Below are 26,205 nucleotides of genomic sequence, written 5' to 3' on the forward strand. Positions count from 1 at the left end.
TAAATTCTAATTAAAATTTGTTTATTACAATAACTCGATAATCAATGTCTATAGTTAATACTGTTGAGCGTGATCCTCAGTTTTTTTATAACATTTGTATTTTTAAAATGTTCGCAAAAGCATAATAATGCAATAAAATTAGCTTTTATTAAGCGAAATCACAGCAAAGATAAATCTTATTTCGAAAACTCAATCGTTTTTTCAAGGAAAATTGCTAAAAAAGTCCTGATTTTGGGTATTTTTCCACATTTTGTAGCGAACCCGAAGAGGTCTCAACCCAAATAACTTTTTAACAGTTTACTCCTCGAGTCCTGACGCAATCTTCTAATCGCTTTTTCTTTTATTTGTCGTACACGCTCACGGGTGAGTTGAAACTTGTCACCAATCTCTTCCAGCGTCATCTCCTGGCATCCTATTCCAAAGAACATCTTGATAATATCGCTTTCACGTTCGGTAAGGGTTGCCAATGCGCGGTCGATCTCCTTCTGCAACGATTCGTTTATCAGGGTTCTGTCTGCTACTGGCGCGTCGTCGTTCACGAGGACATCCAGCAGGCTGTTGTCCTCACCCTCCACGAAGGGTGCATCCATCGAGATGTGGCGACCGGAAACCTTCAACGAGTCGGTCACTTTTTCAACAGAGAGGTCAAGCTCCTGAGCCAGCTCCTCTGCCGATGGGCGTCGTTCATTCTCCTGTTCGAATTTCTGGAAAGCCTTGCTGATCTTGTTCAATGAACCCACCTGATTGAGCGGCAGCCTCACTATACGCGACTGTTCTGCCAGTGCCTGCAAAATAGATTGGCGGATCCACCAGACGGCGTAACTGATGAATTTGAACCCCCGGGTCTCGTCGAACTTTTCAGCGGCCTTAATCAGTCCCAGATTGCCCTCATTGATCAGGTCGGGCAAACTGAGTCCCTGGTTTTGGTATTGTTTTGCTACAGACACAACAAACCGCAAATTGGCCCGCGTCAGCTTTTCAAGAGCTTTCCTGTCACCTTTCTTGATTGCTTGAGCCAATTCCACTTCCTCCTCCACGGTTATCAGGTCTTCCCTGCCAATCTCCTGGAGGTATTTATCTAAAGAAGCGCTTTCACGATTTGTAATCGATTTTGTAATCTTTAATTGTCTCATCTATTATACCTTATGCTTTTACTACTAAAATGGGGTGCAAAGTTACTCTTTTTTTTGCAATAAGAGAATTATCATTTAACACTTTATTGCTTTTGCGTTTAACAGCGAAGGATTTGGATCCCTCCAAACCCTTTGCTATAGAAACACACATCGGCATGTTTTTGTTACAGCAAAAACCGCCTATTAACTTTAATTAACTGAGCACTCTACTTTCCACCCTGAGACAGGTCAATCGCGATATATTGGGTTCTTCCGTTCGGGTAAAACCCGGCAATCAGAATCACTTTGTCCTGACTGGTTCTGCTTACGTTTGAAACGATGTTGGCAATATCGCTCTCGCTGTTCACAGGCGTATTGTTCACCCGCATGATGATGAATCCCTTGTTTATCCCCTCCTTGCGGAAGAGGCCGTTACTGGTTACGCTCGACACTTCTACCCCGCTATTGATACCAAGTTGCCGTTTTCTGGCAGCGGGAATTTCATTGAATGTGGCACCCAGCACGCTCATGTTGTCTGCGCTGCGCTGAATTTCGGTGTTGCCGGCATCATTCTTCAGTTCAACCGTATAAGAGTGTTCCTTTCCGTTTCTCTCTACCGTCACCTTCACTTTATCACCGGGACGGTATCTGCTGAGCTGATCCTGTAACTCGGCGAAATTGCGGATATGCACGTTGTTGATCGCCTTGATGATATCGCCTTTTTCCAAACCGGCAGCCTTAGCAGCACTCCTGTCTCCAAAATCTTCTACCAGAACACCGACGATTTGCGACAACTCCCTGGCTCTTTCGGGATCCTGTCTCCTGACAACATCAATGTTGGGGGCCTGGATACCAAGCACGGCCCGTTGTACAGCCCCGTACTGTTTCAGGTCTGCGGCCACCTTGCCGGCAATTGAGATAGGAACCGCAAAAGCAAGTCCGTTGAAGTCGCCCGATTGGGAGAAGATTGCCGTATTGATTCCTACCAGCTCGCCTTTTGTATTCACCAGGGCACCGCCACTGTTTCCCCTGTTAACTGCCGCATCGATCTGGATAAACGATTGAATGCTCAGGTTTCCGCCGACAATGTTGCCCCGATTCTTGGCACTAACGATACCGGCGGTTACGGTCGATGTGAGGTTGAAAGGATTGCCTACGGCAAGGACCCACTCTCCCACCTGCAAGGCATCGGAATTTCCAAAAGTGAGGTAAGGGAAGTCGTCTCCCTCAATTTTGAGTAGTGCAATATCGGTTTGCGGATCAGTTCCGATTACCTTGGCCGTCATCTCCCTGTTGTCGTTCAGTGATACCGTCACCTCGGTGGCACCTTCCACAACGTGATTGTTGGTGATGATGTACCCATCCTTCGAAATGATTACTCCCGAACCGAAACCGATCTGTTCACGAGGTTGCATGTTCCGTTCGCCAAAGCCGAAGAAGAAGTCGAACGGATTCATATATTGCTGTTGGCTGATAGACTTGACCTTTACGTGAACAACGCCGTTTACCGATTTGGCGGCAGCCTCCGTAAAATCGGGATAACCCTGCTGGGTGGTCAGGCTGGCCAATTTTACACTCTTATCCTGGTCAAAAGAGTCTGCATATTCATTCGTACCGATATTCACGGCAGGAGATATAACTCCTTTCGGGCTGTTCTTCGAAATGGCATTGTACCCGAAAAGGGTTATGACTGAACTGAGTATGGCAACAACAACGATTGTTGTAATGCTTTTTACATTTCCAGTATTCATATGCTTGTCAATTAGGTTTTAATTTTAACACTTACACAAATGTAGAAACAAAAAATGTACAAGGGTTTATCGCAATCGTCCGTTTTCAACTCTTTTAACAAAAAGATGAAGCGATTAACCTGCTTTAACCGTGAAACATACGATTTCAATATTCTTACATGTCACATTGTCAGCAGCACACACCCTCCATTTCATCGATCTACTTCTTCAACTTTTTCCTTTTGTTGGCATACTTCCAGAATTTAAAATTATTAAAGGGTTGAAACAGATCAAAAAAGAGCAGATCGAGGTGGTACTTCCCGGCATCCAGCATCCGGCTGCTTTTTCCCAATACAAATAACTGGACGGCAAAACGGATAATCAGCAACAGGAGGAGGAGCACGACAGCCGGGAGGTTACCCACATAGACGCCGTATACTATTCCGGCAATAACCGAAAGGTAAAACAGGTATTTCGAGAAGGTTTCAAACCCGAAAATGAGCGAGGAGCCCCCTTTGTAAAACTGCTTGGTATAAAGATATTTATGTTTCAAGGCTCTCCATGTCAAAAAGTTGTCTACCACATCACTTTGCGTCATGCTTTCAGGTGACACCACTACACCCACCCTGTTTTTCCGGGCAATTCTGTTGATAAATAGGTCGTCCTCGCCCTCATCGATGTTCAACACCGATGAGTACCCCTTCTCTTCGAAAAAGATCTCTTTTTTGTAGGCCAGGTTCCTGCCGATTCCCATGAATGGCTTGCCAAGAATTGCCAATGAGAGGTACTTCAACCCCTGGATCATGTTGTCGTAAAGAATGAATTTCCGCATCGCAATATGTTTTGCCATCTTCAACTTACAGAATCCCAACACGATCTCATTTCCCTTCACGAATTCGGCGGCAAACTCCCTGATCCATCTATCGGAAGCAGGCTCGCAATATGCCTCGGTAAACAGCAGCAAGTCGTGATTTGCAGCTTTAATCCCAATTGTCAGTGCGAGCTTCTTCATATTTACATCTTCTGCTTCGGCCGGAACGTAAGTGTAATAGAGATGGCTATACTTCAGGCTGAGCGTTTTGAGCACCATATCCGTCTCGTCAGTTGATCCCATATTCACGACGATCACCTCAAAATCGGGGTAATCCTGATCCAATATGGCAGGAAGGAATCTTGCCAGATTTTCCGACTCATTCTTCGATGCAATGATGACCGATACGGGCGGCAGAGTTCCCGAATCGTGCGGTCTCTTGTCTCTTTTCCGCTCATAGAGATAAGGCACCCTGTAAATCAACAGGTAATAAACCAGCTGTATCGTGAAGAAGAAGAGTGCCGACGCCAGAATCACCCAAACAGGAAATGAAAAATCAAAAGTAAGAAAATGAAAAAAATCCATAGCTATAACGTATCAGAGAAATAAGCGCCGGGTAAAGCGCGACAATTGTACATCGATGCCATCGTTTCACCGTAGGCCCCGGCAGAACGGATTGCGATAAGATCACCCCGCTTCGCCCGATTCAGCGAAACTCCCTCACCAAAGACATCACTCGACTCACAGACAGGACCAACAACATCATATGTCTCATACTCGTCATCCGAACTGATATTCTCGATATGGTGAAAAGCCTGGTAAAGCGCAGGACGTATCAGATCGGTCATGCCAGCATCGGTGATCAGGAACTTCTTGCTGACCCCCTCCTTCACATAGGTAGTCCGGGCAATAAGCGATCCGCACTGAGCTACAAGGGAACGCCCCAGCTCAAAGTGGAGCGACTGCCCCTCGCGAAGCTTCAGATACTTGCCAAACAGCCTGAAATAGGCTTCAAAATCTGCAACAGGGCAATGGTTGGGATGGTGGTAATTGATTCCCAACCCTCCGCCAACGTTGATGACATCGAACGACACACCTTGGCGGGAGAACCACTCCTCCAGCTCCACCACCTTCACACAAAGATCTTCAAATGACGACATATCTGTAATTTGCGATCCGATATGGAAGTGCATTCCGATCAGCTGAAGATGGTTGCTTCCTGCAATCATGTCAAGCGCCTTCGGCAAATCGGCCTCATTGAGACCAAACTTGTTCTCTTCCATCCCGGTAGTGATGTAGCGATGGGTATGGGCATCCACATTAGGATTGATCCTCAGCGCAATACGCGCATTACGGCCACCCCCTGATGCAAGCTCTTCAATGGCTTCCAGCTCGGGCAATGACTCCACATTAAAACAGAAGATATCGTTATCGAGTCCGATCCTGATCTCCTTGTCAGTCTTCCCCACTCCGGCAAAAGCTATCCTGGAGGCGGGAAACCCACACTCCAGCGCCCTGAGGATTTCGTTTCCGCTTACACAGTCTGCACCAAAGCCGCAGGAAGCTATTTCACGCAATATTCTTGGATTGGCGTTGGCTTTGAGGGCATAATGGACGATATAATTCTTGCCTTCGATCTCCTTTCTTATTGCCATCAGCGTCCGACGCAACAGATCCATATCGTAATAGTAGAAGGGCGTTTCCAGCGAATGAAACTTTTCTACGGGGAATTGACCTTTGATCATTGGATTTTCAATTTAACGGTGTGAAAAATGATGTCGGCAAAAATACAATTTTTTGCCGACTTTTGGAGAATCTACCGGGCAATAAATTCAGCAATTCCGGATAATGTCGAGTGCCCTTTCCAGCTTCTCTTCCATGGGGAGAGCGGAATCGAGCCAATGGATGGTGAAGCCGCGCCGCTCCATGCCCCGGAACCAGGTCATCTGTCGCTTGGCAAACTGATGTATCGCAATCTCAAGTTGTGAAAACATCTCCTCGAAACTGATCCGGCCAATTGCATAGAGGGTTACGAACTTATACTCCAGCCCGTAATAGATGAGATCATCCGGAGAAACACCCTGCCTGAGCAGGGATTCAATTTCGGTAACCATGCCTTCATCGAGCCTCCTTTTCAGCCGGTCAGTTATCTTCTTTCGTCGCGATTCCCGGTCGATATCCAGCCCGATAATGAGGCTGTCGACTGGTGGATAATCTCTCTGCGAAACCGGATGCCTGAGCTGGTAATCGGCAATTTCGATCGCCCGGATCGCCCGTTTTTTCGTATCGGTATCCGTAGTGTTATGCAGTGGCCGGTATGAAGCCAGGAGCTGTGTAAGCTCCTCCAGCGACTTCTCCTCCAGCCTTTTTCGCAACTCCTTGTTTTCAGGCACATCGGGTAAATGGTAACCCTTCAGGACAGACTCGATATAGAGTCCTGTTCCACCGCACAGTATCGCCACCTTGTTACGCGACAAGATGTCGCGGTATGCGGCGTGAAAATCGTGCTGGTAATTGAACAGCGTGTACTTGTCGCCCGCATCCCGGATATCTATCAGGTGATACGGAACCTGCCTCCCCGCCACCCGGTAATCGGCAAGATCCTTTCCCGTACCGATATCCATTCCACGATAAACCTGGCGCGAGTCGGCACTGATAATCTCCCCGTCGAGCCGTGCGGCGAGATGAGCAGCAAAAGCGGTTTTACCGCTGGCAGTAGGCCCGAGAACAGTTATCAGCTTCTCCATATCACCAGCTGCCTCCCGCACCGCCTCCGCCAAATCTTCCACCACCGCCGCCACTGAAGCCGCCACCAAAACCGCCTCCGCCGAAGCCGCCACCAAAACTGGAACCACCGCCTCCGCCGAATGGAGGAAAAAAGATCGGCCCACCGCCTCTTCTGTGATGCCCGTCACCGTCAATGTGCTGATCTCCTCCTTTCGAAAAGAGCGAGAGCAGTATGAGCACAATCACGAGAAGCAACACGATTTCCAGGAGAGGAAATGCCTCCTTTCCGGCGGCATCGGCATCAAACTCCCCCGATAACCGTCCGATAATCACATCAACGGCAGCATTTACTCCTCCAAAATAGTCATTCTCCTGAAAATAGGGAATCATGGCGTCACGGACAATCCTTCCGGCAAAAGCATCATTGATGAAAGCTTCCAGCCCATATCCGGTAGCAATGAATGCCTCCCCCCTGCTCTTCCCGATTTTTGGCTTTAAGAGGATCAACAGCCCATTATCCTTTCCCTTTTGCCCGATTCCCCATTTTTCACCCAGCACAAATGCGTAATCCGATGCCGGATAGCCCCCCAGATCATTGACAGTGACCACGTAGATCTGGGTCGATGTCGAATCATTATAGGCAAGCAGCCGTTGCTCCAGCGCCTCCCTCTCGGCAGAGGAGAAGAGATTCGCAAAATCATTCACCAGACGGTAGGGATAGACCGGGTCAGGAACATCCTGCGCCGGAAGATTCAACGAAAGCAGAAAGAGCGCCAAAAACAAGACAAGTTTACTCTTCATCCCAAACAACATCATTGTTCAATTCGTTCACATCGCTCTCCGATACCGGAAAACAGTTTTTCATCAACTCACCCGCCTTTTCCACCCCCCGGCAGATACCGCCGCAAATGTCCCCATCCTTGAAGAGGGAGATCATCTCCTCGAGCACCTCGTCCCAGAAGCCGGCTCCGGCAATCTTGCTGATTCCAGCATCACCAAGGATTGCAGCCTTGTGGCTGTCGGGTGCAACGTAAATCAGCACGGCATTACGCAATGCTGTCTCCTCCATCCTCAATTGCCTGAATTTCTTCAAGGCGGCCTCCAACGGATCGCACTTGCATTTTCTGGCAATGCAGACGCGGATTTCGGCGGAAGTACTCTTCTCGGCAGAGCGGATCGACTCAACTACACGGTCTGATTCCTGGGGGGTCAGCATGGTCGCGATTTTATTTTGGAGTTCAATTAAAACTCAACTTTTGGCGCCGTTTCTGCTCCGGGAGCAGCCTGGAAGTACCCTTTCGGCTTAAAGCCAAACCATCCGGCATAGATTACGCGGGGAAACTGGCGGATATAGGCGTTGTAGTCCTGTGCCGCCTGGTTGAACCTGTTTCGCTCCACCGAAATCCGGTTCTCGGTACCTGCCAGTTCATCCTGAAGGGCCAAGAAGTTCTGGTTTGCCTTCAGTTCGGGATAGTTCTCCTGAATAAGGAGCAAACGTCCGATGGCCGAACCCAGCTGACCCTGTGCCTGCTGGTACTGCCGGATAGCCTCTTCGGTCAGGTTCTCCGGATCCACCTTCATCTGGGTGGCTTTGGCACGGGCTTCGGTAACCTGCGCAAAGGTCTCCTGTTCATGTTCGGCATACCCCTTGACAGTTGCCACCAGGTTGGGGATCAAATCGGCACGCCGCTGATAGGCATTCTCCACATTTGCCCATTGCGAGTTTACGCTCTCCTGCTTATTCACCATCGTGTTGTAGCCGCAACTCGAAAGAGTAATTCCCATAACGGCCAATAGCATGTACGTTAATTTCTTCATTGTTGGTTGTTTAATTGGTTTCATGATTTTTTTATTTCAAACGGCACAGCAGGCCGGCCGATATCAGGTATCAAAAACCGGGCCATTCCAAACCTGTTTCAATGCTCATTTAACATCAGAACCACTCTTTTTGTTTTCCTCTCCATAACCAGCGATGGCCTCCTGCCATTTTTTTCATTTAACCATAGAAAAAAAGACCAAAGATTTTGTCAATCCATTAGAAAATAATATCTTTGTATCGGTAAATGACGAGGGGAGCACTGGTTTGCTCCTCTTTTGTTTGTCTGCCTACACGTATCAATGGAGAGAGAAGAGATTAAAATAATTGCCGAGGAGTTTCTGAAGGACTCATCCGACTACCTGGTGGATGTCACGGTTAGCCCCGGGGGAACCATCACGGTCGAAATTGACAACGATAACGGCGTCAATATCGACAACTGCGTGGAGCTGAGCCGCCACATCGAGTCGAGACTCGACCGTGACGCGGAGGATTTCGAACTGACAGTCACATCTGCCGGATTGACATCCCCCCTCAAGACCCCACGTCAATACAGGAAATACGAGGGAAAAGAGGTCGAGGTGCTTACCCGTAAAGGCGAAAAGCTGAAGGGTACCCTTAAGGCGTCAACCGGCGAGACCTTCACCATCGAGGTTACAAAAATGGTCAAGCTGGAGGGAGCAAAACGAAAAACTGCCGTAACGGAGGAGCAGACCCTCAGTTACGACGAGATAAAACATACAAAATACGTCATCAAGTTTTAGATTGGAAAAAGTTATAAATCAGCAAAGGAGAAATCGAAACAAAACCGAATCAAAAAATTAGCATATGGGCAAAAAGAAGGAAACAATCAGCCTAATAGATACATTCTCAGAATTCAACGAGCTGAAGAATATTGACAAGGCCACCATGATCAGTGTGCTTGAAGAGTCATTCAGAAGCGTGATTGCCAAATCGGTGGGTACTGATGAGAATTTTGACATCATCATCAATCCCGACAAGGGCGACCTGGAGATCTGGCGCAACCGGGTGGTTGTCGAGGACGACCAGCTCCAGAATCCCAACATGGAGATCAGTCTGACTGAAGCGCATAAAATCGACCCCGAATTCGAGGTTGGGGAAGAGGTCACCGACGAGCTCCAGCTGGAAGATTTCGGGAGGAGGACGATACTGAACCTTCGCCAGACGTTGGCTTCAAAGATCCTGGAACTGGAGAAGGACAACCTCTACAACAAGTACAAGGAGAAGGTTGGCGAGATTGTAACGGGTGAGGTCTATCAGGTCTGGAAAAAAGAGTTGCTGCTGCTCGACGATGAACATAACGAACTGATCCTTCCCAAAACGGAACAGATCCCCAGCGATTTTTTCCGCAAGGGAGAGCATGTCCGTGCTATTGTTGCCCGCGTGGAGAACAAGAACAACAACCCCAAGATCATTCTTTCGCGGACATCGCCCGTATTCCTCGAACGGCTGTTCGAAATGGAGATTCCCGAGATTAACGACGGACTGATCACCATCAAAGCTATCGCCCGTATTCCCGGAGAACGGGCCAAGGTGGCTGTGGAGGCATACGACGACCGAATCGATCCGGTGGGTGCCTGCGTGGGAATGAAAGGTTTCCGTATCCACGGCATTGTTCGTGAGCTCCGAAACGAGAACATCGACGTAATCAACTACACGAACAATACCAGCCTCTTTATCCAGCGGGCGCTCAGCCCGGCAAAGATCAACTCCATCTCCATCAAGGAGGAGGAGCGCCGTGCCGAAGTATTCCTCTATCCCGAGGAAGTTTCGCTGGCCATCGGCAAGGGTGGAGCAAACATCAAACTGGCATCGATGCTTACCGGATACAACATTGAAGTTTTCAGGGAGATCGATGACTTCGACGAAGAGGATATCTATCTGGACGAATTCCGCGACGAGATAGACGGATGGGTAATCGACCAGCTCAAACGGATCGGTTGCTCAACTGCAAAGAACGTACTGGCCCTGCCGCGCGAGAAACTGATCAAGGAGGCAGACCTGGAAGAGAACACTGTTGACGAAGTACTCAGAATTCTTCGTTACGAATTTGAAGATGAAGAGAATAGCGACGAGAATCCGGAATAACAAGACTGTTACAACCGTTCAATAACCAATAAATTAAGAAAGGACAAACTCAACTATATGGCTGAAAGATTAAGTAAAGTAGCTCGGAATTTAAATGTAGGGATCAACACCCTGGTTGAATTTTTGCACAAGAAAGGAATTACTGTTGAAGCAAATCCGAATACGAAGATTGAGGAGGAACAGTACAATTTGTTGGTTGCCGAATTCAGCAAGGACAAGAAGATCAAGAAAGAGGCCATTGAAAATCTCGAAAGGATGCACCGGAAAGATGACAAACGGGAAACGATTGCCATCGAAGGGTACGAGATCATTGAAAAACCCCGGAAGAAAGTCGAAAAAGAGACCATCAGAACGGAGATCCCCGATAGCCTGAAGCCCAAAATCAACGTTGTTGGAAGCATCGAACTCGATGAGAACAAAAAAACGAAGAAGGAGGCTGAGGCGTCACCGGAAGAGATTAAAGTTGAAGTCCCCATTGAACCCAAGAGAGAAGAACCTGAAGAGAAGGAGACTCCCGAGGTGGAAAAGGAGACTCCACAACCGGCAAAGCCAGAAGAGACCGTTGTTGTTCCGCACGACGAGACAGTAGTGGAACCGGAAACTCCTGCCGTTGAGACCCCGGTGGTACAGGAAGAGGAGAAGAGCGTTGAAGAGCAGGTTGAACTTCCGGCAGCAGAGGAGATCTCGGAACAGGAAACAGCAGCTCCCCAACTGGAGAAGAGAGGCGATGAGGTATTCCGCATTCACAAGGAACTGAAAGAGCCCAATATCGTGGTTAAGGGTTCCATCGACCTGGAATCGATCAACGACAGGACCCGTCCTCCCCGCAAATCGAGGGCTCAGCGAAAAAAAGAACGTCTGGAGCGTGAAAAGGAGCAAAATGCCCGGAAAGCCAAGGAAGAGGCTGTAAAAAGCCTGAAGAAGGAGTCGATCGAGGAGAAAGAGAAGAAGAAAGGTGTTGTCGATACAGCCGAGGAAGATAGCAAGAAGAAAAAACGCAAACGGATCGACAAAGGCAAAGTCAACTTAGAGAAGGCTGGAGCACATGGCGAAAACTTCCGTCGTGACAAGAAGGTCCTCCGCAAACCGATAAAAGCGGAAGTAAGCGAAGAGGATGTTCAAAAGCAGATCAAGGAGACACTTGCCCGGCTCACCGAAAAGCGTGGAGGAAAGGGTGGTGCAAAATATCGCCGCGAAAAACGGGAAGCGATCTCGCAGCGTCAACGTGAAGAGATCAAGCAGCAGGAACGCGAAAGCAAGGTATTGCAGCTTACCGAGTTCGTTACAGCCAACGACCTCGCGAACATGATGGATGTTCCCGTAACCAGTGTCATCGCCACCTGTATGAACCTGGGTGTCATGGTGGCCATCAACCAACGTCTGGATGCGGAAACCATCAATATTGTCGCCGACGAGTTCGGCTTCAAGACCAAGTTTGTGAGTGCCGACGTGATCGAGGCGATCACCGAAGAGGAGGATGATCCCAGCGATCTGCAGCCTCGTCCGCCCATTGTAACTGTCATGGGGCACGTCGACCACGGAAAGACGTCGCTGCTCGACAGTATCCGTAATACCAACGTCATTGAAGGAGAGGCCGGAGGTATCACCCAGCATATCGGTGCCTACAACGTAAAACTGCCCGACGGCAGGAAGATCACCTTCCTCGACACGCCGGGTCACGAAGCATTTACCGCCATGCGTGCCCGAGGCGCCAAGATGACCGACGTGGCCATCATTATTGTGGCAGCCGACGACAACGTCATGCCCCAGACCATCGAGGCTATAAACCATGCAGGTGCAGCCGGGGTTCCCATCGTTTTCGCCATCAACAAGATCGACAAGCCTGGAGCAAACCCTGAGAAGATCAAGGAGCGTCTGGCCGAAATGAATTACCTGGTGGAAGATTGGGGTGGAAAGTACCAGTCGCAGGAGATCTCAGCCAAGAAGGGGATCGGCATTAACGAGCTGCTCGAGAAAGTACTGCTGGAGGCCGACCTCCTCGACCTGAAGGCCAACCCCAACAGGAAGGCATCCGGCTCCATCGTGGAGTCGTCGCTCGACAAGGGGCGGGGTTATGTGGCCACCGTAATGGTACAGAACGGAACCCTCAGGCAGGGAGATGTGTTGCTGGCCGGAACCTACTACGGGAGGGTGAAGGCGATGTTCAACGAACGCAATCAGAAAATCACCGAAGCAGGACCGTCTGAACCGGCGCTTGTGCTTGGATTGAACGGTGCACCACAGGCCGGCGACACCTTCAACGTGATGGATAGCGACCAGGAGGCCCGCAACATTGCGGCACGCCGTGAACAGCTGCAACGCGAACAGTCGCTCCGTACGCAGAAGATGCTTACCCTCGACGATATCGGACGCAGGATAGCCATTGGAAACTTCCAGCAGCTGAACATTATCGTGAAGGGTGATGTTGACGGCTCGGTTGAAGCTCTCTCCGATTCGCTTATCCGACTGTCGACAGAAGAGATACAGGTGAATGTCATCCACAAGGCTGTGGGTCAGATCTCTGAATCTGACGTCACCCTCGCCGCAGCGTCAGATGCGGTCATTATCGGCTTCCAGGTCCGTCCCTCGCTGGGCGCAAGACGCGAAGCTGAGAAACAGGGAGTCGACATCCGGTTGTACTCCATTATCTACGATGCAATCGAAGAGGTGAAAGCCGCCATGGAGGGCATGCTCTCGCCCGAGATCAAGGAAGAGATCACGGCAAACGTTGAGGTACTCGACGTCTTCAAGATCACCAAGGTTGGTACCGTAGCCGGTTCAATGGTTCGCGACGGTAAAATAAAACGCACCAACAAAATTCGTCTAATTCGAAACGGAATTGTTATCTTTACCGGCGAATTGGATTCACTGAAACGTTTCAAGGAAGATGTCAAGGAGGTTACAGCAGGATACGAGTGCGGTATCAGCATCAAGAACTTCAACGACATCAAGGTAGGAGACATTATCGAATCATACGAGGAGGTTGAAGTGAAGAAAACACTATAAAATATGACACATAACCAGTTGACATTGTAATTTTAATTCCTTTTACTTAGCCGCATCCTGCAGGAAGCGGGATGCGGCTAAAACACACGGGGAAGAATTACAATTGCCAACGCGGTTATGTTGTTCTAACCAAAATTATTTACGTCTAAAAAACATGGTTATTATGAACAAGACAACGTTGTTAAGCTTGAGTGTTCTGTTTTTGTTACTGAGCTCCACCCTATTTGCTCAGGACCCACAAGTAACTGTTGCTTACGTGAATACAACCGAACTATTGAGTGCTTTTCCTGCCAAGGAGGCGGCTACGCAACAGCTCATCGCATTGAGCGAAAATTACAAGAAGGAGCTTGAGCTGATGCAGAACGAATATAACAAGAAATATTCAGATTACATCACCTATCAGGGCTCACTTGCCGAAAACATAAAGTTGCGCCGCATGCAGGAGCTGACAGAACTGGAGAACAAGATGCAGCAATTTATGCAGCTGGCCCAGCAAGATATCGAACAGCAGGAAAATGCGCTGCTCGAACCGCTAAAACAGCAAATCTCCGAGGCAATCCATCAGGTAGGCATCGAACAGAATTTCACGGTTATCTATGACCTGGCCAACCCGGGAATTGCTTTTGTCAATCCTGTTGCAGTGGATGCCAATCCGCTGGTAAAGGCAAAGTTGGGAATCAACTAAACGCAATATCGTCAGATAGGTGTGACAGGGGATACTGAACAACAACAATCGCCAATCGGAATTTTTGATTCTGGATATGGCGGGCTTACCGTATTGTCAGAGATACGGTCGTTGCTGCCTCAATACGATTACATTTACCTGGGCGACAATGCACGGGCACCATACGGAAATCGATCGTTCGATGCGGTTTACCGATTCACGCGCGACGCTGTAACCTGGTTCTTCGAACAGAACTGCCGCCTGGTCATCCTGGCCTGCAACACGGCGTCGGCTAAAGCGCTGCGCACCATACAGCAGGTAGATCTACCCAAGATCGATCCGTCGAGAAGGGTACTCGGTGTAATCCGGCCAACGGTAGAGTCTGTCGCCCGATTCACCAAGAACGGGCATGTCGGTCTGTTCGGAACAACCGGAACTGTCATATCGGGATCATACGAGATTGAGATTGCAAAGCTTTACCCCCACCTGAAGGTGTCGGCCGAGGCTTGTCCCATGTGGGTTCCGCTGGTGGAAAACAACGAGTTCGACAAGCCAGGAGCCGACTATTTTATCAAACAGCATATCGACAACCTTCTGAGAAAGGATGACCTGATCGACACCATCATCCTGGGCTGCACCCACTATCCTCTCCTGATCGACAAGATAATAGAGTTTCTGCCCAAAGGGAGGGAGATCAGGGTAATCTCGCAAGGGAGACATGTAGCCGAAAGCCTGAAGGATTATCTGCATCGACACCCCGAAATTGAGAAGAGGTGCTCAGTGAATGGTACCGTTAACTATTTCACTACCGATCTGCCCGGCAAGTTCGTGGATCTGGCCTCCCTTTTTCTAAACGAAACAATTGAAGCCGAGAAGATAAACATCGATTACTTATGTTGAACTGGTTTGACCTCATCGTGCTGATCTCCCTGCTTGCCGCATTTGTAGACGGATACCGGAAGGGCTTGATCATGATGCTTGTCGGTTTGGCTACCGTCGTTTTGGCCGCTGTTTTTGCCGGAAGGGTAGCTGTCAACATTAAACCCCACCTCGAGGGAGTTGTCGATCTCTCCCCTCAAGCGCTCCACGTACTCTCCTATGCGTTGGCCTTTCTGGCCATAGCAGCAGTGGTATCGCTGGCAGGTATGGTTATACAGAAACTGTTCGAGTCGGTAAACCTCAATTTCATCAACCGGTTGGCTGGAAGTGTGGTCTCGATCGGGACAACCGCCGTTGTATTGAGTATCCTGCTCAACCTGGTGCTGATGCTCGACGTCAACGAGAGACTGATTAAACCACAAATAAAGAGAGAGTCCTTTTTCTACGACAGGATTCGTGTTGTTGTCCCCGCCATCGTGCCATATCTCGACAAGGAGATATGGGAGGAGTATGTGCCGGAAAAGTACCGGAAACAGGTCGGCGAAGCTGGCAATGGCTCCGACAACCAGCAGGATGGTCAACCCATCGATTCCGACTTCCAGAAGAGATATTTCGCAACCGATTCGATTTAAATTATTTACATCATGCTTATTCACAAAGAAGGAAGGAAGACACTACTCTTAACGACGATTATTCTGGTATTGCTAAACGGATTGATGTTCCGGTTTTTCCCCGAGAGCCTGGTTACATTTATTCTCCTGTTTGTTTCGGTAGTTGTCTATGCATTGATGTTGAATTTCTTTAAGAAGCCAAGTCGTGTTTACGAAGGAGACCTGCTCGGTTATGTCAATGCTCCTGCCGACGGTAAGATAGTGGTGATTGAAAAGACTTTCGAAAAGGATTTCTTCAACGAGGAGCGAATACAGATATCGATCTTCATGTCGTTCTTCAACGCCCACTCAAACTGGATACCTGTCACCGGAAAAGTTGTACACTATTCACACCAGGAGGGTAATTTCCATGCGGCATTCCTCCCCAAATCGAGCCACGAGAACGAACGAAGCAATATCATCATCGAAACACCCGATGGACATCGGGTGCTCACCCGGCAGATAGCCGGAGCCGTAGCTCGCCGGATCGTAACCTATGTCAGGGAGGGAGAGTTTTACCACATCGGCGACCGCCTCGGGTTCATCAAGCTGGGTTCCCGCATGGATCTCTTTCTGCCTCTCGACAGTGAGATCCTGGTCCAGATTGGCGATGAGGTCCGTGCCAACGAATCGTTGCTGGCACGACTGCCACAAAGAGAAGAGAGTCATGAAAAAAGAGATTCCTAATATCCTCACACTCCTCAACCTGTTCTCCGGGTGCATAGCCATTACCATGGCGTTCCGGGGAGATTTTACCGCAGTCGTCATCTGGGTTGCCGTTGCGGCACTCTTCGACTTCTTCGACGGATTGGCCGCCCGATCACTGGGTGTTGCCTCGAAGATGGGGGTGGAGCTCGACTCGCTGGCCGATCTGGTCAGTTTTGGTCTTGCCCCTGCTACTGCCGTCTTCAAACTTTTGCAGGACCACACGCTTCTACCCGATCTCCTCTCGCGGTTTGAGCCCGTTATACCCTATCTCGCTTTCCTGATCCCGCTCTTCTCGGCATACAGGCTGGCCAAGTTCAATATCGACGACCGCCAGACCACCTCCTTTCTCGGTCTGCCCACACCGGCAAACGGGCTCTTTTGGGTAAGCTATGTCTGCGGTACCTGTCTCGCTGCCGGCACCAACGGGTTCTATCTCTACCTGACGGCGGGATTGATTCTGGTACTTTCGCTGCTGATGATCTCCGAAATTCCCATGTTCTCCCTGAAGATAAAGAGCATGAAGATCAAGGGAAACGAAAGGCAACTGCTACTTATCGTCATAATGACCGGCTGTGTGGTGTTTTGGGGAATCAAGGGAGTTGCCTGGGGTATCCTGGCCTACATTGTCATCTCACTCTTCTCGATGAGAAAAGGAGAGAATCTTTACAAATAGTATATTTTGAAACAACAGAATAAAAAAATGGGTTTTCTGATAAAAGTCTTACTGATCTTTTCAATAATCTACATGATATTCAACTTCCTGGGTCGTGCAATCTTTGGAACCAGACGAAAACCCCGGAACAACCCCTACAGCCGGTACCGGAACCAACCGAAGAGCGAACCGGAAAGACAGGAGGAGCGCATTCTCGATTATCAGAAACGTAGTTTCGAAACAGCAGAGGCCATCGACGTCGATTTCGAGGAGATAAAGGAAAACGATACTCAAAAATAGGTTCTTGTGCACCAGAGCTGGATATGATAAAGCTCTTCTGCGGGAACAGATTCAGCGAGCTATTCTCTCATTTATCCCTTTTGGCAAGCAGGCGGGAAATGGGTCGCAAAAGCGGCCTGGATCGAGAGCTGGTGCACAAGAACTGGAAATAACTATCTCCCCAACAACTTCAAGGCGAATGTGGTGGCTTTACTCCACTGTTCGGGATATGTCCAGTGCCCCGTCTCCTCTGCCAGATAAAGCGTTTTCGGAGCCGTGATCACGTTATATGCCGAGTAGGTGGAGGTAGGTGGACAGGTTACGTCGTTGAAACCCCACGAATAGAAACCGGGCACCTTCAGGTGGCGGGCAAAATTGACCACATCGTAATATTTGCTGGTCTCGATCTTCCTGGGTAAATTGTTGAATGCCAGGTTTGCTTCGTTGAAGAGATGCGGCCATCCACCGGCACGGTTATGGAGATAGCCTGTCAGATCGGCCAGGGCCGGATAGAAGGCCACCAACCCTTTTATCCTGCTGTCCAATGCAGCGGTAACGATCGAGAGGGCACCACCCTGGCTGCCACCCATCACAACAATATTGCTGCCATCGAACTCCGGCAGGCTGAAGATAAAATCAACCGCACGGAGACAGCCCAGATATACCCGCTTGTAGTAGTAGCGGTCGCGGTCGTCCAGGTTGAAATTCTGATATCCGTCTAGCGCGGCAGCCCGGATATTTTCGTATACCGATGCATCCATGATTACCGGGATCCCGTGAATGCCTATCTCAAGCGTGATCACTCCCCTTTCAGCATTTGCAATATCACCGTTATAGGGCCTGACACCTGCTCCGGGGACACGCAATATTGCCGGATATTTACCTTCACCCTTCGGCACAGAGAGAATACCGTACAGGCGGCTGCCGATCTTGTAGTTCTGGATGCCGACCTCGTAGACATTCACCTTTTCCGTACAGCGTTCGGGCAATAACCTCATCTTGGCATCCATCGGAATCTTTGCATTGGCAGCTTTCGCGTTTTCCCAGAACTGCATGAAATCCCCCGGCTCGTTGGTTGTAGGACGGATCGACTCCGGATCGAAAGCTGCAGTTGCCAGCCCCACATACTCTTTTCCTTCATATATGGCCACCACCTTGCAACGCAAGAAGCCCGGCTCTTTCAGGGTGCCACCGTCGATGACGGCCGTTCCGTTCTTCAATACCAGGTTCCCTCTGGTTACGGGAGGCATCATCTCCGGACCCGCTTCGTACCGTACGGAGATATGCTGTACCGGGATGTTGTTTTTGGTTACCGACAGGTTGAATTTCACTTTCTCGCCAGCTTTATAGATCCAATCACCCCTATCCGGAGCAACATTCACCTCAATCAGTGTCTGAGCCGGCTGGGCAAAAAGAGTTGAAACTAGAAGGACGGTAAAAACCGCCGATAACAGAAGTTGTTTTGAGTGCTTTTTCATATAATCATTTTTTACTGGTGTTGCGGTTAATCTTTCAGAGAGCGGTACCTGACGTTCCGACCTGCCGCTTTGCAAAAACAAAAATAGTAAAATTGAATGAGTAAAGATACAATTTTTCACTCCGTATTCCGTTATAACCGTAATGGGAAGAGTCAGCACAGCTATATTGATCCTGATCTTGCTTTTCCGCGCGGTTCAGTTGCAGGCGCAATGGGATATTCCCTTCAGCCAGTTCTGGACAGCCAGTGGATATTTTAACCCTTCGTTTGCTGGAGAGAGCGGAAAAATCCAGGTTACAGCCCTATATCTCCACCATCTGGCAAAAATTGAGGATCCACCCCGGCACCTCATGCTTTCTGCAGATATGCCGGTAGAATTCTGGGGAGCGAGACACGGCATAGGTCTGCAAACAGTCTCAACCATAATCGGAGGCAAGCAACAAAGGAGGCTCTTCGCCGCCCAATATGCATTGAACCGGAGAGCCGGAAAAGGGATACTTGGAGTTGGCCTCCAAATGGGAGCATTGGAGATGGAGGGCAGGAGCGTAGACCTGAATGCCGGATTTTCATGGAGATCGGGGAAGATCCGCTTCGGCGGGGCAGTGATGCATCTCAATCGGCCATCACTACTCCCACCCAACAGTGAGTTGGGGGTCGACTCCATCCATGCCAAGATTCCCGTCTCCTATAATTTTATGGCCGAATACAATATCAGCCTCTTTCATCCGTTATTTGAGATAAGGCCGGCGGTTCTCCTGCTGACGGACAATGCATCCACCCGGTTGCATTCGGCCGTGCGGATGGTGTTCGATCAAAAAATCTCGGCAGGAGTATCGCGAAACGGCAGGGAGGAGTACGCTCTTTTCGCCGGGACCATCATCGGTCACCTCCAACTGGGGTATGCTTACAGGCTATACCGGTACGGACCGGAAAAAGAGAGTGGGGGCAGCCACGAAGTGAGCTGCAGATACCTGCTCCCCGCAAATCTGTTCAAAAGGGAACCGATGCCCTACAAGAGTATCCGCCTCCTGTAACATCGTCCTTTTCGCATCTGACAACTGACTTTCAAGTTCTTATACTGTATGACAATACGTAATCAATCTCTTCCGATCCTGTTGCTGACCATATTGGCAGCCTGTGGCCGCCCGGGAATAGGGGTAAGCACGGGAGGTGAACTGACAGGAGTGCCTGTAGGAAAAGTATGGCACGAACCTACACCCTACAACATGGTGCTGGTCAAGCGGGGAGCATACCGGATGGGCCCCGGCGAGATCGATTCGCTGTGGGGCATCACCGTGCCCACCCGCGGGGTGTCGGTCGACGATTTCTGGATGGACGAAGCGGAGATCACCAATGCGCAGTACAAGCAGTTTGTCTTCTGGGTACGCGATTCCATCATCCGTGAACGGCTTGCCGATCCGGCCTATGCCGGCGATGAACGGTACAAGATTACCGAGGACGAATATGGTGACCCCATACCGCCCCGCCTCAACTGGAGCATTCCCATTCCCTGGACCAGAAACACCGAGGAGGAGGAGGCGGCCATCAACAGTGTCTATGTAACACATCCGATAACCGGAAAGAAGATGTTGGATGCACGGCAGATGAACTTCCGCTACGAATGGTTTGACGCTACCGAAGCGGCAAAGCGGCACAAACGGCTGAATCCGGAAGAGCGGATACTGAATACCGACATCCCCCCCGATCCGGACGAAGTGATCATGATAACGAAAGACACGGCATATATCGACGAGACGGGACGTATCGTCAACGAAACCATCACGCGCCCGTTGAGCAGCCTTTACGACTTTGTCCACACCCGCATCGTGAACATCTATCCCGATACCACATGTTGGGTAAACGACTTCGAAAATGCCAACAACGAGTACTACCTGCATAACTATTTTTCCCACCCCGCCTTCGCACACCATCCCGTGGTGGGTGTAACATGGGAGGCCGCAACCGCATTCTGCGAATGGCGTACAATGTTTTTGCGAAGATCGCTGCAACGTCAGGAGGTCACCATCGAGAAGTACCGGCTCCCCACCGAAGCGGAATGGGAGATGGCAGCCAGGAGCGGAAAGACAGAGAACAGATACCCGTGGGGATCAGATGATCTCCAGGATGACAAGGCGTGTTACCTGGCCAATTTCAAGCCGGGCGAAGGGGCATATGCCGCCGACCGTAACCTGATCCCTGCCAAAACCAGAAGTTATCCGCCAAACGATTTCGGGCTCTACGATATGGCAGGAAATGTAGCCGAATGGACCTCCACAGCTTATACCGAATCGGGAAACCGGCTGATGAGCGACATGAATCCGGAGTACCGGTACGATGCTGCCGTTGAGGATCCCTATCTCTTGAAGCGTAAGGTGGTAAAGGGCGGCTCCTGGAAAGATATCTCCACCTTTATCAGGTCGGATATGCGTGATTCGGAATTCCAGAACCGGGGAAGGTCCTACATCGGATTCCGGTGCGTAAGAACTCCCTCAGGAGTAAGGAAATAACCAGGCAAGGGCATATGAAAACATAAGAAGATGAACAAGCTAATCAGAAAAATTGAGAAGGGTCTTCAGACCGACGTCGGACAACGGTTCCTCCAGTATGCCTATAGCTTTGGAGCGGCCATCGTCATATTTGGAGCCATGGTCAAGGTTTTGCACTGGTGGGGGATCTGGGGAAACATCATATTTGGGACCGGCATGGTGATCGAGTGTATAGTATTTATCCTTTACGGACTCGACAGGCCTGAGGCCACCCCCGCAGCTCCCTACCCTGCACTCCACCGGGAGGAGTCGGCTCCACTCTCCACTCCCGCCACAGACCTTGCGAGTCTGCTCACACCCGTTGCAGAGGGTACGGCACAGTATGCCCAGGCAACTGAACGTATAGCCAAACTGTCGGAGTCGCTGCAGGAGTCATGCCGTCAGATCATCGAGAATTCACAACAGATAGGTCGGCACTCCCTGGAGGTTGATGCTCTCAACCGGGAGACGGCGAGGATGACCCGGCAGATCCAGGAGCTGAACCAGATCTACGGACGCCTGATCCAGGCGATGTCATCCGGAAACGGAACCGAAAAGCAGGAGGAGGGTTAAAACGGTTTTAAACTGCAGAAGATGGTAGCAAACAGTCCCAACTCTCCCCGCCAGAAGATGATCAACCTGATGTATCTGGTTTTTATCGCGATGTTGGCCCTGAACGTATCGGCAGATGTCCTCAGGGGATTCGACATCATTGGCGACACTCTGGAGCGTTCAACGGAAAAGATGCAGGCGAAGAACGGTTCAATTCTGAAGCAGCTCGAAAACTACAACTCCCATAACAGGGAGAAGGCTGGCGAATGGTACGGGAAAGCCATGCAGGTAAAACGGATGAGCGACTCGCTGGTGAACCATATCGATGAGCTTAAACAACAGATCGTCAGGGAGTCGGATGGCAAGAGAGGAGATGTCGGCAACATCAGGAACAAGGAGAACTGGGACGCGACAGCTACTGTGATGCTATCATCCTCAACGCGACAAGGAGAGAGGTTACGTGCAGCTATCGAGAGTTACCGGCGGGTTGTGGCAGCCCTGATTCAGGATCCCGGCAGCCGCACCCTCATCGAAAACAGTCTCAGTACGGAACTGTCAACACATGAACGGTTTTCGGGGAGCTGGGAGGAGTCGCTTTTCAGGGAGATGCCCGTATCTGCAGCCGTAACGATTCTCTCAAAGATTCAGAACGATATCCGCCTGTCAGAAAGTGAGGCCCTAAGAAGCCTGCTCGATGCCATCGACGGGAACGACCTGCGGGTAAACCAGCTCCAGGCATATGTCATTCCCGAATCGAAAGTGCTCTTCCAGGGCGATACCTACAAGGCAAGGATTATCCTTTCGGCAGCAGACTCCACGCGGCGACACAACGTGGTTGTGAACGGCAAGCCGCTCGATCCCTCCGCAAACGGACTCTTCACCGTTGGCAGCACTTCGGTGGGAACATTTCCGGTGGAGGGTTATATCGAAATGGCAGGTGGCGACGGGAATGTTGTCCGTAAAGCTTTTTCGGAGAGCTACACCGTTATCGAACCCATGGCCACCATCGCTCCCACCCTGATGAATGTGCTCTATGCCGGGATACCTAACGAGATCAGCATCTCTGCACCGGGAATTGCACCGCAGGATATTTCAGCCTCCATGACCAACGGTTCGCTCGTCAGGAAGGGAGGAGTGTGGGAAGCCACTCCAGCCGCGGCAGGCCGGGATGCCACCATCACCATAACGGCAAGGCGAGGAGGCGAGGTACGGCAGCTGGCCTCCCGGAATTTCCGCATCCGCCCCCTGCCCGACCCTACACCCTATATCGAGTATGTCGATGCCAACGGCAATCGGGTGATCTTTAAGGGGGGAAGCCTGACTAAATCACAGTTGATGAACGCTACAGGGATCAGTGCGGCGATTGACGACGGCATCCTCAACATCCCTTTCCGGGTTATCAGCTTCCGTACTCTCTTTTTCGACGCCATGGGCAACGCCATCCCCGAAATATCGGATGGCAGCCGTTTCTCGGAGAGGCAAAAAGAGCAGATACGCAGGCTGCAGCGTGGACGATACTTCTACATCTCTGGGGTGAAAGCCGTCGGTCCCGACGGACTGGAAAGGGAGATCGCAGTCATCGAGGTAAAGGTAAATTGAGTCATGAACCAAGGTTCCGGAATGGGGACCAAAAAAATACGGCAATGAAAATTACGCAGATATTGTTGCTTTCGGCATTTTTTCTCTCTACAGCAGTAAACGCTGTCGCCCAGGAGAATCGGGGAGTGGAAGAGACCGACCATATCAAATGGAGGCGCGAGGTCTACCGCTATCTCGATCTCACGAAGGAACGCAACGCAGCACTCTACCATCCAACAGAGCCCGGCCAGGGAGGGAGAAACCTCTTTACGCTGATCTTTAAACTGCTCGCGGAAGAGAAGATTGTTGCCTACGAATATCTCGACGGCAAAGAGCTCTTTACAGACGAGTACAAGATCGATTTCAAGGAGCTTCTCGACCGGTTCGGGATCGGTCATGAGTTAACCAACGGAAAACCGGTTGTCGATGAAGAGGATATCCCCAGTCACGAGATACAGGGATACTACCTGAAGGAGTTGTATTCCTTTGATACCGGTACGTCAAACTACAGGGTGCGCCCCATCGCAATATCTCCCATCCTGTTTCGACAGGGAGAGTATGAACCCCAGACCGTCCGCTATCCGCTCTTCTGGGTACCTTACGACCAGCTTCGCCCCTATCTGCTCCGGACACCCGTCATGAGCTCGTCGCTCAACAATGCCCTCTCGGGAACGATTGACGACTTTTTCATCATGAGGGAGTACGACGGCGAAATCTACAAGAGCTCCAACCCGCGAAACTTGGCCATCTCGCAGTACACCTCCACCCCAGAAGAGCTGAAAGCGGAACAGGAGCGCATAGAAAAGGAGCTCAACGATTTCGAAAGGATGTTGTGGCAAGGGGGTAGCGACTCTACACGGATGGTTCCGCAGCGAAAAAAGCGAGGCGGTACAACAACCATGCGGAACAGGAGATATTGAGATTCAACTCACTCCATCCTCTCCACCAGCAGATCCATCGGTTTTCTGATCTTCGGAAGGGTTGCCAGCTTGTCCTCCTGCTCATCACGATACCCCAGCGTAAGCAACACCACTACCTCCTCCTTCTCAGTGTCAATGCCAAGCATCTCGTTGAGCGACCGCGCATCGAATCCTTCAATGGGCGTGGCGTCGATTCCCAGCATTGCCGCGGCAACAGTTGCATACCCCAGCGCGATGTAGGTTTGCCTGATCATCCAGCTGAACTTGTTGATCTCGGGATTCTCAATTACCCGTTCGATCTTCGACCGATACCCGTCGATATATTCGTCCGAAGCATTCCGGACTCGCCTCATCTCGTTCAAAAAACCCTCCAGGTATTCCGGATCGAGCCGTTTTCTAGCTTTGAAGAGAAGCAGGTGTGAACATTGCTTGATCACGACCTGGGGACAGGAGTTCCGATAGATCTTGTCGATAAGATCCTCATTTGTGACGACAACCACCTTGAAGGGTTGCAGACCATATGCTGTTGGCGTTAAACGAATGACTTCCAGAATAGTATCGAGATCGCTTCCGGCAATCTTCTCTCCCGTCATCCGTTTTGTCGCATAACGCCAATTGAGTGCTTCTATTAAATCCATTTTTTGATAACCTAAACTATAAACTGTTATAACCCTATACCCCGGTATTCAAACCCGTAGGCAGTGAGATCCTCCTTGTTGTAGATATTCCTTCCGTCGATGATCACATGCGTACGCATGATCTTTTTCAAAATTTCCCAGTTTGGCAGACGGAACTCTTTCCACTCAGTAGGAACAATCAGGGCATCGGCATTGTTCGCTGCATCGTAGATATCTTTTGCGTAATATATTGTATCGTGCAGCTGTTTCCTCGCCTCATCCATTGCAGCCGGATCATACGCACGCACATTGACCTTCACCTCCAGGAGACTCCTTATCAGCTGCAAGGCTGGAGCATCGCGTACGTCATCGGTCTCCGGCTTGAAGGAGAGCCCCCATACGGCCACGCTTTTTCCAGCCACATCACCGTTGAAGAAGGTCATGAATTTCTGGAAGAGCACCCTCTTCTGGTTTTCATTCACCTGCTCCACCGCCTTGAGAACACGCATCTCATAGCCCACCTTTTCAGCCACCTTGATGATCGCTTTCACATCTTTAGGGAAACAGCTTCCCCCATATCCGCAACCCGGATAGAGAAAATTCTTACCGATACGTGAATCGCTGCCGATCCCCCGTCGCACCATGTTCACATCTGCCCCCACCCGTTCGCACAGATTGGCAATGTCGTTCATAAAACTGATCCGGGTGGCCAGCATGGCGTTGGAGGCATACTTGGTCATCTCTGCCGAGAGGATATCCATGAAGATTACACGGAAATTATTGAGCAGAAAGGGACGATAGAGCCGTGTCATCAGCTCCCTGGCCCGTTCCGACTCCACACCCACCACCACACGGTCGGGACTCATGAAATCGTCCACGGCAGCCCCCTCTTTCAGGAACTCGGGGTTGGAAGCCACGTCGAACTGCAAGCTGCCCAGACCGCGCTGATCGAGGCGTTGCTGCACCCGCTCCTTTATCTGGTGCGAGGTTCCCACAGGAACAGTGCTCTTGGTTACGATCAGCAACGGTTTCTCGATATGGTTACCTATGGTATCGGTAACTTCCCATACATATTTCATCTCGGCGTTGCCACTCTCATCCGATGGAGTTCCTACGGCGATAAAAACCATCTCCATATCATTCAGCACCGATGGCAGGTCGGTTGTAAATTGCAACCTGCCAGCATCGTAATTGCGTATCACGATACTTTTCAATCCCGGTTCATAGATAGGGATGACTCCCTGCTTCAATCCTTCAATTTTGGCTTCGTCAATGTCTACACAAGTGACATTCAGCCCCATCTCGGCAAAGCATGCGCCCGAGACCAATCCAACATATCCTGTTCCGACAACTGCAATCTTCATTATCTGTAATCTTATTTAGTTTTCGCAAG

At 50.1% G+C, this 26,205-nt stretch carries 25 protein-coding genes; 14 read left to right on the plus strand and 11 right to left on the minus strand.

Annotation, left to right across the window (positions count from 1 at the left end; genetic code table 11):
* Positions 1 to 272: 272 nt before the first annotated feature.
* From ING2E5A_RS12705 to ING2E5A_RS12740, 8 genes are all read right to left on the minus strand, one after another.
* On the minus strand, positions 273 to 1,133 hold the full coding sequence (locus tag ING2E5A_RS12705; protein WP_071137722.1) for a sigma-70 family RNA polymerase sigma factor: 861 nt from the start codon (positions 1,131 to 1,133) through the stop codon (positions 273 to 275).
* A gap of 206 nt (positions 1,134 to 1,339) precedes the next feature.
* Positions 1,340 to 2,863, minus strand: coding sequence for a Do family serine endopeptidase (locus ING2E5A_RS12710; protein WP_071137723.1), 1,524 nt, complete (start codon positions 2,861 to 2,863; stop codon positions 1,340 to 1,342).
* 199 nt (positions 2,864 to 3,062) lie between these two features.
* Positions 3,063 to 4,238 (minus strand): glycosyltransferase, encoded by a 1,176-nt coding sequence (locus tag ING2E5A_RS12715; RefSeq protein WP_071137724.1) that lies wholly within the window; start codon positions 4,236 to 4,238, stop codon positions 3,063 to 3,065.
* Positions 4,239 to 4,240: 2 nt separating this feature from the next.
* A complete protein-coding gene (gene lysA, locus ING2E5A_RS12720) occupies positions 4,241 to 5,398 on the minus strand; it encodes a diaminopimelate decarboxylase (RefSeq protein WP_071137725.1) in 1,158 nt (385 codons plus the stop codon).
* A gap of 87 nt (positions 5,399 to 5,485) precedes the next feature.
* Entirely contained in the window at positions 5,486 to 6,400 is a 915-nt protein-coding gene (miaA, locus tag ING2E5A_RS12725; RefSeq protein WP_071137726.1) for a tRNA (adenosine(37)-N6)-dimethylallyltransferase MiaA, read from the minus strand.
* Position 6,401: 1 nt separating this feature from the next.
* The gene (locus ING2E5A_RS12730; protein WP_071137727.1) at positions 6,402 to 7,181 is read right to left on the minus strand and encodes a TPM domain-containing protein; all 780 of its coding nucleotides are present in this window, start codon (positions 7,179 to 7,181) and stop codon (positions 6,402 to 6,404) included.
* A complete protein-coding gene (locus ING2E5A_RS12735) occupies positions 7,171 to 7,596 on the minus strand; it encodes a TPM domain-containing protein (RefSeq protein WP_071137728.1) in 426 nt (141 codons plus the stop codon). Before ING2E5A_RS12735 ends, ING2E5A_RS12730 begins: the two co-directional genes overlap by 11 nt.
* Before the next feature lie 26 nt (positions 7,597 to 7,622).
* Complete coding sequence (locus ING2E5A_RS12740) at positions 7,623 to 8,198, minus strand: LemA family protein (protein ID WP_071137729.1); 576 nt, start codon at positions 8,196 to 8,198, stop codon at positions 7,623 to 7,625.
* A 300-nt stretch (positions 8,199 to 8,498) separates the two neighbouring features.
* Here ING2E5A_RS12740 and rimP point away from each other — a divergent pair, with 300 nt between their 5' ends.
* The 9 genes from rimP (at position 8,499) to ING2E5A_RS12785 (ending at position 17,164) form a co-directional block, all read left to right on the plus strand.
* Positions 8,499 to 8,960: a ribosome assembly cofactor RimP gene (gene rimP, locus ING2E5A_RS12745; protein ID WP_071137730.1), complete on the plus strand. Its 462-nt coding sequence runs from the start codon at positions 8,499 to 8,501 to the stop codon at positions 8,958 to 8,960.
* A gap of 64 nt (positions 8,961 to 9,024) precedes the next feature.
* The gene (nusA, locus tag ING2E5A_RS12750) at positions 9,025 to 10,305 is read left to right on the plus strand and encodes a transcription termination factor NusA (RefSeq protein ID WP_071137731.1); all 1,281 of its coding nucleotides are present in this window, start codon (positions 9,025 to 9,027) and stop codon (positions 10,303 to 10,305) included.
* Between the two features lie 57 nt (positions 10,306 to 10,362).
* The gene (gene infB, locus ING2E5A_RS12755) at positions 10,363 to 13,311 is read left to right on the plus strand and encodes a translation initiation factor IF-2 (RefSeq protein ID WP_071137732.1); all 2,949 of its coding nucleotides are present in this window, start codon (positions 10,363 to 10,365) and stop codon (positions 13,309 to 13,311) included.
* A gap of 163 nt (positions 13,312 to 13,474) precedes the next feature.
* Positions 13,475 to 13,996, plus strand: coding sequence for an OmpH family outer membrane protein (locus ING2E5A_RS12760; protein WP_173652383.1), 522 nt, complete (start codon positions 13,475 to 13,477; stop codon positions 13,994 to 13,996).
* Positions 13,997 to 14,017: 21 nt separating this feature from the next.
* Positions 14,018 to 14,875 (plus strand): glutamate racemase, encoded by an 858-nt coding sequence (gene murI / locus ING2E5A_RS12765; RefSeq protein ID WP_071137734.1) that lies wholly within the window; start codon positions 14,018 to 14,020, stop codon positions 14,873 to 14,875.
* Positions 14,869 to 15,486 carry a CvpA family protein gene (locus tag ING2E5A_RS12770; protein WP_071137735.1) on the plus strand — a complete coding sequence of 206 codons (618 nt, stop codon included), beginning with the start codon at positions 14,869 to 14,871 and terminating at the stop codon, positions 15,484 to 15,486. The genes murI and ING2E5A_RS12770 overlap by 7 nt, the downstream gene beginning before the upstream one ends.
* Before the next feature lie 12 nt (positions 15,487 to 15,498).
* Positions 15,499 to 16,191, plus strand: coding sequence for a phosphatidylserine decarboxylase family protein (locus ING2E5A_RS12775; protein ID WP_071137736.1), 693 nt, complete (start codon positions 15,499 to 15,501; stop codon positions 16,189 to 16,191).
* Positions 16,172 to 16,885: a CDP-diacylglycerol--serine O-phosphatidyltransferase gene (gene pssA, locus ING2E5A_RS12780; protein WP_071137737.1), complete on the plus strand. Its 714-nt coding sequence runs from the start codon at positions 16,172 to 16,174 to the stop codon at positions 16,883 to 16,885. Before ING2E5A_RS12775 ends, pssA begins: the two co-directional genes overlap by 20 nt.
* A 27-nt stretch (positions 16,886 to 16,912) precedes the next feature.
* On the plus strand, positions 16,913 to 17,164 hold the full coding sequence (locus ING2E5A_RS12785; protein ID WP_071137738.1) for a hypothetical protein: 252 nt from the start codon (positions 16,913 to 16,915) through the stop codon (positions 17,162 to 17,164).
* Between the two features lie 152 nt (positions 17,165 to 17,316).
* Here the strand turns inward: ING2E5A_RS12785 and ING2E5A_RS12790 are convergent, their stop codons facing one another.
* Positions 17,317 to 18,621 carry an acetylxylan esterase gene (locus ING2E5A_RS12790; RefSeq protein ID WP_071138363.1) on the minus strand — a complete coding sequence of 435 codons (1,305 nt, stop codon included), beginning with the start codon at positions 18,619 to 18,621 and terminating at the stop codon, positions 17,317 to 17,319.
* A 142-nt stretch (positions 18,622 to 18,763) separates the two neighbouring features.
* Here ING2E5A_RS12790 and ING2E5A_RS12795 point away from each other — a divergent pair, with 142 nt between their 5' ends.
* Genes ING2E5A_RS12795 through porN form a run of 5 tightly spaced genes read left to right on the plus strand, consistent with a single transcriptional unit; the run spans position 18,764 to position 24,195 of the window.
* Positions 18,764 to 19,654 (plus strand): type IX secretion system membrane protein PorP/SprF, encoded by an 891-nt coding sequence (locus ING2E5A_RS12795; protein ID WP_071137739.1) that lies wholly within the window; start codon positions 18,764 to 18,766, stop codon positions 19,652 to 19,654.
* A gap of 48 nt (positions 19,655 to 19,702) precedes the next feature.
* On the plus strand, positions 19,703 to 21,127 hold the full coding sequence (gene porK, locus ING2E5A_RS12800; RefSeq protein WP_071137740.1) for a T9SS ring complex lipoprotein PorK/GldK: 1,425 nt from the start codon (positions 19,703 to 19,705) through the stop codon (positions 21,125 to 21,127).
* Between the two features lie 30 nt (positions 21,128 to 21,157).
* On the plus strand, positions 21,158 to 21,718 hold the full coding sequence (locus tag ING2E5A_RS12805; RefSeq protein ID WP_071137741.1) for a GldL-related protein: 561 nt from the start codon (positions 21,158 to 21,160) through the stop codon (positions 21,716 to 21,718).
* Positions 21,719 to 21,739: 21 nt separating this feature from the next.
* Positions 21,740 to 23,296: a type IX secretion system motor protein PorM/GldM gene (gene porM, locus ING2E5A_RS12810; RefSeq protein WP_071137742.1), complete on the plus strand. Its 1,557-nt coding sequence runs from the start codon at positions 21,740 to 21,742 to the stop codon at positions 23,294 to 23,296.
* 44 nt (positions 23,297 to 23,340) lie between these two features.
* A complete protein-coding gene (gene porN, locus ING2E5A_RS12815; protein WP_083373343.1) occupies positions 23,341 to 24,195 on the plus strand; it encodes a type IX secretion system ring subunit PorN/GldN in 855 nt (284 codons plus the stop codon).
* Between the two features lie 8 nt (positions 24,196 to 24,203).
* Here porN and ING2E5A_RS12820 read toward each other — a convergent pair whose 3' ends face one another.
* The gene (locus ING2E5A_RS12820; protein WP_071137744.1) at positions 24,204 to 24,833 is read right to left on the minus strand and encodes an NAD(P)H-dependent oxidoreductase; all 630 of its coding nucleotides are present in this window, start codon (positions 24,831 to 24,833) and stop codon (positions 24,204 to 24,206) included.
* A 26-nt stretch (positions 24,834 to 24,859) separates the two neighbouring features.
* Positions 24,860 to 26,176, minus strand: coding sequence for a UDP-glucose dehydrogenase family protein (locus tag ING2E5A_RS12825; protein WP_071137745.1), 1,317 nt, complete (start codon positions 26,174 to 26,176; stop codon positions 24,860 to 24,862).
* Positions 26,177 to 26,205: the final 29 nt, after the last annotated feature.

Origin of the sequence: Petrimonas mucosa, from assembly GCF_900095795.1 — a bacterium.
Lineage (GTDB): Bacteria > Bacteroidota > Bacteroidia > Bacteroidales > Dysgonomonadaceae > Petrimonas > Petrimonas mucosa.